7 protein-coding genes are annotated in these 8,295 nt (G+C 71.3%); 3 read left to right on the top strand and 4 right to left on the bottom strand.

The window, feature by feature from the left end; translation table 11 throughout:
• Positions 1-37 precede the first annotated feature (37 nt).
• Positions 38-1,267, bottom strand: a complete 1,230-nt coding sequence (locus Q1N79_RS24245) for a LacI family DNA-binding transcriptional regulator (RefSeq protein WP_300612756.1) — start codon at positions 1,265-1,267, stop codon at positions 38-40.
• A gap of 442 nt (positions 1,268-1,709) precedes the next feature.
• Here Q1N79_RS24245 and Q1N79_RS24250 point away from each other — a divergent pair, with 442 nt between their 5' ends.
• Positions 1,710-3,089 carry an ammonium transporter gene (locus Q1N79_RS24250; protein ID WP_300612758.1) on the top strand — a complete coding sequence of 460 codons (1,380 nt, stop codon included), beginning with the start codon at positions 1,710-1,712 and terminating at the stop codon, positions 3,087-3,089.
• Positions 3,090-3,269: 180 nt separating this feature from the next.
• Positions 3,270-4,085, top strand: coding sequence for an alpha/beta fold hydrolase (locus Q1N79_RS24255; RefSeq protein ID WP_300612759.1), 816 nt, complete (start codon positions 3,270-3,272; stop codon positions 4,083-4,085).
• 24 nt (positions 4,086-4,109) lie between these two features.
• Here Q1N79_RS24255 and Q1N79_RS24260 read toward each other — a convergent pair whose 3' ends face one another.
• Genes Q1N79_RS24260 through Q1N79_RS24270 form a run of 3 tightly spaced genes read right to left on the bottom strand, consistent with a single transcriptional unit; the run spans position 4,110 to position 7,415 of the window.
• A complete protein-coding gene (locus tag Q1N79_RS24260) occupies positions 4,110-5,549 on the bottom strand; it encodes a GuaB1 family IMP dehydrogenase-related protein (RefSeq protein ID WP_300612761.1) in 1,440 nt (479 codons plus the stop codon).
• Between the two features lie 11 nt (positions 5,550-5,560).
• Positions 5,561-6,457: a TetR/AcrR family transcriptional regulator gene (locus Q1N79_RS24265; protein WP_300612763.1), complete on the bottom strand. Its 897-nt coding sequence runs from the start codon at positions 6,455-6,457 to the stop codon at positions 5,561-5,563.
• Between the two features lie 43 nt (positions 6,458-6,500).
• Entirely contained in the window at positions 6,501-7,415 is a 915-nt protein-coding gene (locus Q1N79_RS24270) for a LysR family transcriptional regulator ArgP (RefSeq protein ID WP_300612764.1), read from the bottom strand.
• Between the two features lie 79 nt (positions 7,416-7,494).
• Between Q1N79_RS24270 and Q1N79_RS24275 the strand changes: the two genes are divergently transcribed.
• Entirely contained in the window at positions 7,495-8,103 is a 609-nt protein-coding gene (locus Q1N79_RS24275; RefSeq protein ID WP_300612765.1) for a LysE/ArgO family amino acid transporter, read from the top strand.
• The last annotated feature ends 192 nt before the right edge of the window (positions 8,104-8,295 follow it).

An 8,295-nucleotide genomic window follows, 5' to 3' on the forward strand; every position in this document is an offset into this window, starting at 1 on the left:
GCTCACGTGGTGACCGCAAGAACTCACGGCCGGCTCACTAGGACCTCAGGTGTCGCACGGACGACAACTCCGTGACGCCGGCGAGCGTGGCCCCCGGCTGGCAGCCGCAGCTTTCCCGGCACAGGAGCCGGGTGGGCAGCGCGATGTCGCGTTCGGCCGGCTGCTCGCCGCTGATCATCGAGTAGAGCACCTCGAACGCGGTCTCGCCGAGCTCGCCGATCGGCTGCCTGACCGTGGTCAGCTGCGGGTGCAGGTGCCTGGCCATCGGGATGTCGTCGAAGCCGGTCACCGCCACCTGGCCGGGCACGTCCACGCCGCTGCGGCGCAGCACGTACATGACGCCGAGCGCGCTCTGGTCGTTCGCGCACACGATGACCCGCGGCAGCGGCAGGCCCGAGGCGAGCAGCCGCTCGGTCACGACGGCAGCCCCGGCGGCGTAGTAGTTACCCTGCCACTGCGGCCCGGAGAACAGCACCGCGCCCGCCCCCCTGGCCTCGGCCGCGAGCGTCTGCAGCCGCGCCTGGCTGTCCGGGCTGTCGGCGTAGCCGCCGAGGTAGCCGAGCGTCGTATAGCCGTGGTCGTACAGCAGGTGCCTGGCCAGGGCGCGCATCCCCGTCTCGTTGTCGCTGCCCACGTTGGCCGTCGTCGGCCTGGCGATGCCGGCCAGCGTGATGATCGGCACCTGGCGCGAGAGCTGGTCGAGCTGGTCCGGCTCGAGCACCCGGTCGTGCAGGATCAGCCCGTCGCTCTTGCGGGCGAGCGCAAGCACCCGCCTGCCCGCGTCGTGGTCGGTGATGTCGACCGACCGCACGAGCAGGTCGAAACCGCGGCGCTGCGCGGCCCGCTCGACGCCGCGGTTGACCATGTCGTGGAACTGCAGGCTCTCGGTCTCGTCGGCGAACGCGTCGTAGCCGAGCAGCCCGGCCATGTCCCAGGCGCCCGCGGGAACCCACGGGGCGGGGGCCGGCGCCGGCGGCCCGGCGGTGAGCGGGCGCCTGACCACGACGCCGACGACTTCCTTGAGCCGGACGCTCAGCGCCCGGGCCGCGCTGTCCGGGACGAAGCCAAGCTCGGCCACCGCGCGCTGCACGCGGTCCCTGGTTTCTGGACGGGGGTTGCGGCGGCCGTTGAGCACCCGCGACACCGAGGCGATCGACACCCCGGCCGCCCGTGCGACGTCGTAGATCGTGGGCGGGGCGATGTCGTCTGCCGGGCCGGCTGCCTGACTCGGCTCGCCTGGCTCCCTGCCATCTGCCAGCACCGTCACGGCACGCCTCCCTGCCCTGTGGTAAGCGCTTACCCGCTGTGCCGCGGCTAGCCGGTGCCGCGACGGTAAGCGCTTACCAGATCTCGCGTGACTGTCAGCGTACGTCCGCGAGGCGGTCACCTCAAGGAGCAAACCCGGCAACGTTACAGCAATGTGACGCCCAGGTACCAGCAGGCGTCAGGGCCAATGCGGGGCCGACCGGCAGGACTTGCGGACATATTCAGGAAACATCCTGGCCCATTCCACCTGCCACGTTACCGCCAGCGTAACAAATGGGAAATGCGGTCGAAACCCGCGCATGGGAAACATTAACCGTTGCAGCAAGCACGCGGAGCGGCCGGGGCGGGCCAGCAAGCCCGGGGGGCGACCCTGGAACCCGAGAGGCCCTTCATACAGGTAGCCCTGGAGGAGTAAAACAGTGATTCCATACCCTACCTGGCTGGTGTCTGGAGACAATGCCTGGCAGATGACGGCGGCGACGCTGGTCGGGCTCATGTCCATCCCGGCTCTGGCCGTGCTGTACGGCGGCCTGGTGCAGAAGAAGTGGGCGATGAACACCGTCATGATGGTGTTCTGCACCTTCTGCCTTACCCTCATCACGTGGGTCCTCTGGGCCTACAAGATGGGCTTTGGCACGCCGCTCATCAGCAGCTTCGTCGGCGACCCGAGGACGATCCTGGGTGCCAACGCGCTTCAGGGCCAGGCGAATATCCCGCTGCTGGACGGCCTGATGCCGCACTTCACGCAGCCGCAGGGTTCGGTGGCGTATTTCCAGTTCGTGTTCGCCGCGATCACCCCGATCCTGTTCATCGGCTCGGTGGTCGGCCGCATCAGCTTCAAGGTGTGGCTGATCTTCGTTCCGCTGTGGATCACGTTCGCCTACGCGGTCAACGCCTTCCTGCTCTGGGGCGGCGGCTACTGGGCGCAGAAGGGCGCGCTGGACTTCTCCGGTGGTTACGTCATCCACCTGGCGGCCGGCGTCTCCGGCTTCACCGCGGCCTGGATCGTCGGCCCGCGGCTGAAGCGGGACCGGGAGAAAGCGGTGCCGAACAACCTGCTGTTCGTCGCGGTCGGCGCGGGCATCTTGTGGCTCGGCTGGAACGGCTTCAACGGCGGTGACCCGTACTTCGCGGGCGCGGACGCGACCGCGGCCGTGGTCAACACCAACCTCGCCACCGCCGTGGGGATGATGACCTGGATCTTCATGGACATGTTCTTCAGCAAGTCGAAGAAGCCGACGTTCCTCGGCGGCGTGAACGGCATGATCTGCGGCCTGGTCGGCATCACCCCGGCGGCCGGTTACGTCAACGGCCTCGGCGCGATCCTGATCGGCCTGATCGACGCGGTAATCGTCTGGCTCGCCTGGGAGTACCTGCCGAAGTACGTGTGGCCGTTCAACAAGGTCGACGACGCCCTCGGCGTGGTCTACACGCACGGCATAGCGGGCTTGTTCGGCGGTCTGCTCGTCGGCTGCCTCGCCGACCCGAACGTGATCGAGTACATCGGCGTCGGCAAGACCTCCTCGGTCAGCGGCGCGGGCCTGTTCTACGGGCACCCGCACCAGCTGCTCGTGCAGTTCCTCGCCGCGCTCACGATCATCATCTGGGACTCGTTCGTCACCGCCGCCATCCTCTTGTTCATCAAGTACGTCCTGCGGATGAAGCTCACGCTTTCGCCAGAGGAGCTGGAGATCGGCGACATCGCGGTCCACGGCGAGGAGGCCTACCCGGTCGAGGAGACCCTCTCGCACCTGTCCGTCACGGCGCAGGCCGAGGCCTCGCCCACGACCGAGGAGCCCGTCAGGGAAACCGCCGACGATTGAGTCTTGCGCTACGTTGCGGCCGTAGCGTAAGCGGGGCCGCGCATCCGGACAGCGGCACGGTGCCCGGATGCGCGGCCTGTGGCATGTCTGGGGCGTGTGGCTCGTTAGGTATATGCGCCTGCCTAGTATGTGCGGCGAGGCGGACCCCCGGATGGATGGAGCGCTGTGAAACCCGTCGTCATGACTGCCACACTGGTCACGCAGGACGGCGTCCCGATCGACGCCGTGCACCTGCCGGGGCGCCGGGAGCTGGCGATCGTGGTGGCGCACGGGTTCACCCTGTCGTGGCAGAAACCGATGGTGTGGCGGGTGGCGCAGCGTTTCAACGCGGCGGCCGGGGTGGTGACGTTCGACTTCCGCGGACACGGACGGTCCGGCGGGCGCTCCACGCTCGGCGACAAGGAGATCTACGACCTCGACGTCGCCGTGCACTACGCCCGCGAGCTCGGCTATCGCCAGGTCGCGACCGTGGGGTTCTCGATGGGCGGCTCGGTCGTGCTGCGCCACGCCGCGCTGCGCGGCGGGGTGGACGCGGTGGTCTCGGTGAGCGGGCCCGGCCGCTGGTTCTACCGCGACACCGTGCCGATGCGCAAGGTCCACTTCGTCGCGGAAAAGCGGGTCGGCCGCCTGTTCGCCAGGCACTTCCTGCAGACCAGGATCGCGTCGGGCGGATGGGACCCCGAGCCGCTGCCGCCCGCCGACGCCGCGGCGCGGATCTCCCCGGTGCCCGTGCTGATCGTGCACGGCGACAAGGACGTCTACTTCCCGCCAGAGCACGGCCGCCAGCTCTACGCGAGCGCCCGCGAGCCGAAGGAGCTGTGGCTCATCCCCGGGTTCGGCCATGCCGAGCGGGCCACGGACGACAGGCTCGTCGACCGCATCGCCGCGTGGGCGGCCGGCGCGGTGCGCCTCCCGCACGCGGTCACCGGGCCGCGGGACACCGGCCGCCCCGCGGCGCCTGAGCCGCCCGCGGCGAGCGAGCGCGCGGCGAGCTAGCGAGCGGCGAGCGAGCAGGCCACGCTACCAGCTGGCCCGCACCGGCATGCCCTCGGTGTAGCCCGACGCGCTCTGCACGCCGACCACCGCCTTGTCGGCCAAGGACACAAGGTCGGCCGCCCCCGCGTACGTGCACGCGCTGCGCACCCCGGCGACGATCATGTCGAGCAGGTCCTCCACGCCCGGCCGCAGCGGGTCCAGGTACATCCGGGCCGAGGAGATGCCCTCTTCGAACAGCTCCTTGCGCGCCCGCTCATACGCGGAGTCCGCGGCCGAGCGCAGCCGCACCGCGCGCGCCGACGCCATGCCGAAGCTCTCCTTGTACAGCCGCCCGTCGGGATCGCGGAACGTGTCCCCTGGCGACTCGTAGGTCCCCGCGAACCAGGAGCCGATCATCACGGCCGACGCCCCGGCCGCCAGCGCAAGCGCGACGTCGCGCGGGTGCCGCACGCCGCCGTCGGCCCAGACGAAGGCCCCGAGCCGGGCGGCGGCCGCGGCGCACTCGAGCACGGCGGAGAACTGCGGCCGTCCGACGCCGGTCATCATCCGGGTCGTGCACATGGCGCCAGGACCGACCCCGACCTTGACGATGTCGGCGCCCGCCTGGACCAGGTCCGCGACCCCGGCCGCCGTCACCACGTTCCCGGCCACCACGGGAACCGCCGGCGTTAGCGCCCGTACGGCGCGCAGCGCGGCGAGCATCTTCTCCTGGTGCCCGTGCGCGGTGTCCACGACAAGCACGTCGATCCCGGAGTCGAGCAGCAGCTTGGCCTTGGCGGCCACGTCCCCGTTGACGCCGACGGCGGCGCCGATCCGCAGCCGTCCCGACCGGTCCGTCGCCGGCGTGTACAGCGTGGCGCGCAGCGCGCCGGTCCTGGTGAGGATGCCAACGCACTCGCCCGCAGGCGACACCACCGGCGCCAGCCGGTGCCGCCCCTCGTGCAGCAGCGCGAACGCGCGCGCCGGCGCGGTCCCCGCGGGCAGCGTGACCGGGTCCGCGGACATCACGGTGCGCAGCTGCGCGAACCGGTCCGCCCCGGCACAGTCCGCCTCGGTGACCACGCCGACCGGCCCCCCGGCGGCGTCGATCACGACGACGGCGCCGTGCGACCGCTTGGGCAGCAGCGCGAGCGCCTCCCCGACGGTGTCGGTCGGGGACAGCGTGATCGCCGTGTCGACCACGAGGTCGCGGGTCTTGACCCACGCGACCACGTCGGCGACGACGTCGGCGGGGATGTCCTGCGGCAGGATCGCGATGCCGCCGCGCCGCGCGATCGTCTCGGCCATCCGCCGCCCGGACACCGCGGTCATGTTCGCCGCGATGACGGGGATCGTTGCGCCGCTGCCGTCCCGCGTCGTCAGGTCTACGTCCAGCCGCGAGCCGACCGCCGAGCGCCCGGGCACCATGAACACGTCGCTGTAGGTCAGGTCGGTCGCGGGTTCGATGTCGTGGAGAAAACGCACGTCTGCCATTCTTACCCGCGGCCCGCCGGTCCCGAACCACGGCGCGGCCGGCGCGGTGTCCCACTATCTGAGATCGCCCCGCCACCAATCCCGGTACCCGGCGCTAAGGCGACGGTGAGGCCGAAGGCGGCGAACATGATGTCCGCGATCCGGTCGGCCATCTCCGCGACAGGCAGCTCCACTTCTGTGCTGATCAGGTAGTTCACCCGCTCCAGCATCATCAGGCAGGCGACCGCGGTCAGCTCGGCGTGTTCCTGGCGCCGTCCGGCGGCCTCGGCGGCCGCCGTCATGCCTGTCGTCATCGCCTCGGCGATGCTGAAGAACAGCCGGAGCCCGTCGCCGTAGACCTCGTCGGGCACCAGGTCGGCGGAGCTGAGGATGCGGATCACTGTCGCGTGCGAGTCGTAGGCGGAGAAGAACTTCCGCACCCACTGGCGGAGCACCCTCAGGCCCGTTTCGTCGCTCGTGACCACGGGGAAGTCGCCTGCGACGATCTCCATGTCGTGCAGCGCGTCCCGCAGCAGCGCCCTGAACAGGTCCTCCTTGTTGGAGAAGTACAGGTAGAACGTGCCGTGCGAGATGCCTGCCCGGCGCACCACGTCGTCGACGCGCACGCCGTTGAAGCCGCGCTCCTCGAACTCGACCATGCCCGCCTCGAGCAGCTTGCGCACGGTCTCGCGACCCTGCGCCCGCAGCTCGCGGTCGCGGGCGGGCTGTCCGCCGCCAAGCGACGGCCTGCCCTGCGGTTTGCGCACGGGGCGTCCTGCCCCGCGCTTCTGCCCAGCCGCGCGTGCCTGCCCGGCACCGTGCGTCTGGCCAGTACCGGTCACCGCCGCCGGCTGCCGGGCGGGCCCGCGGCCCGCTCCGGCGCCCGACTGAGCGGGACTCCGGTCTGCCTCCTGCGTCATAGTCAGAGCGTAGCCGCAGCTGCGGCAGTTCCTGCGCATACCGTCAGATGCGCGGCCCTGGCGTCGTCCGATCGGAGCCGGCCCGGCCGCGCAGCAGGTGCCGCCGGGCGGCCGCCCGCACGGCGCCGGTGAGCGCGCTCAGCCGCGCGGAGTCCAGCCGCCAGCGCTGCCAGTACAGCGGCACGTCGATGACGTCAGGTGACAGCCGCGTGATCCGGCCGGCGGCCAGGTCGGCGCTGGCCTGCGGCTCGGGGAGCATGCCCCAGCCAAGGCCGGCGCGCACGGCCGCGTAGAAGTCGGCCGAGGACGGGACCTGGTGGACGATCGCCGGTGCGTGCGTGATGCCCTGGCGTCGCAGGAGTTCCCGCTGGAGATCGTCCTTGTCGTTGAAGACCATGGACGGCATCGCGGCCCAGTCCGGCGACCGCCCGCGCCGCCAGCGGTCCGCGAGCGCGGGGGCAGCCGCGGGAACATAGCGCAGCGCGCCAAGCGGCTCGACGGAACATCCCTGCACGGCTTCCGGCTCGCTGGTGACCGCGCCGAGCACATCGCCGCTGCGCAGCAGCTTCTGCGAGTACGCCTGGTCCTCCACGTGCAGGCGGATCGCGGTCGCGTCCCACGCCGCCGCCTCGGCCAGCACGTCGCGGAACCACGTGGCAAGCGAGTCGGCGTTGACCGCCACCGGCAGCTCGACGGCGCTGGCCGCGGCGAGCGCCTGGCTTGCCTCGACCTGCAGCAGCCGCGTCTGCCGGCCAAGTCGCACCAGCCATTCGCCCTGCGGGGTGGGACGGCACGGGGTGGCCCGGCTGACCAGGACCCGGCCCGCCGCCGCCTCCAGGGCGCGGATGCGCTGGCTGACCGCGCTTGGAGTGATGTGCAGCTGCCGGGCGGCGGCCTCGAAGGAGCCGTGATCGGCGATAGCCACGAGCGCGTCAAGCTGGCCCTGATTGAGGTCCACCGGCTAAGTTAAGCATAGCTAATGACTGATAAGAAACATTTGTTTGCCTTCACTATGCGGCGTGCCTAGCGTCGGGTCCATGGAGGGCGCATCCATCGACGGGCTGCTCACCGGGCTGTCGCTGATCGTGGCGATCGGCGCGCAGAACGCCTTCCTGCTGCGCCAGGGGCTGCGCAAGCGGTGCGTCGGCACGGTCGTCGCGGTGTGCACGCTCTCCGACTTCGTGCTGATCGCCGCCGGGGTGAGCGGGATCGGCGCCGTCGTCGAGCACGCCGGGTGGGCGCTGGTCCTCGTGCGGTGGATCGGGGTCGCCTTCCTTGCCGGGTACGGGCTGTCCTCGGCATGGCGCGCGCGGCGCCGGTCCGCGCTGACCGCGGCGCCTGCGGGCTCCGGCGCCCGCTCCCGGGCCGTGGTGCTGCGCCGGGCACTGGCGTTCACCTGGCTCAACCCGCACGTCTACCTGGACACCGTGGTGCTGCTCGGCTCGGTCGCGAACGCGCACGGACCGTCGGGCCGGTGGTGGTTCGCCGTCGGCGCGGGAGCGGCGAGCGCGCTCTGGTTCGCCAGCCTGGGCTTCGGCGCCCGGCTTGTCGCTCCGCTGCTCGCCACCGCGCGCGCGTGGCAGATCCTGGACCTGCTCGTCGGGGTGACGATGGTGCTGCTGGCCCTCAAGCTGGCGCTCACCTAAGGCGCCTATACAGTTGAAGACCTGTGCTGAAGCTGACCATCCGCCGGGGATCGTGGCCGGCCGTCATCGGGTGCGCCCTGGTGGCGGCCAGCGTCGTGGCGGCCAGTTGCGTCGCGGCGCTCAGCGGCACTCCTGGCCAGCCGGCCGGGGCAGCGGGCGCCGCCCGCGGCGCCGCCAGCCGCCATTCCGCCG

The organism is Trebonia sp., assembly GCF_030042015.1.
Taxonomy (GTDB): Bacteria; Actinomycetota; Actinomycetes; order Streptosporangiales; family Streptosporangiaceae; genus Trebonia.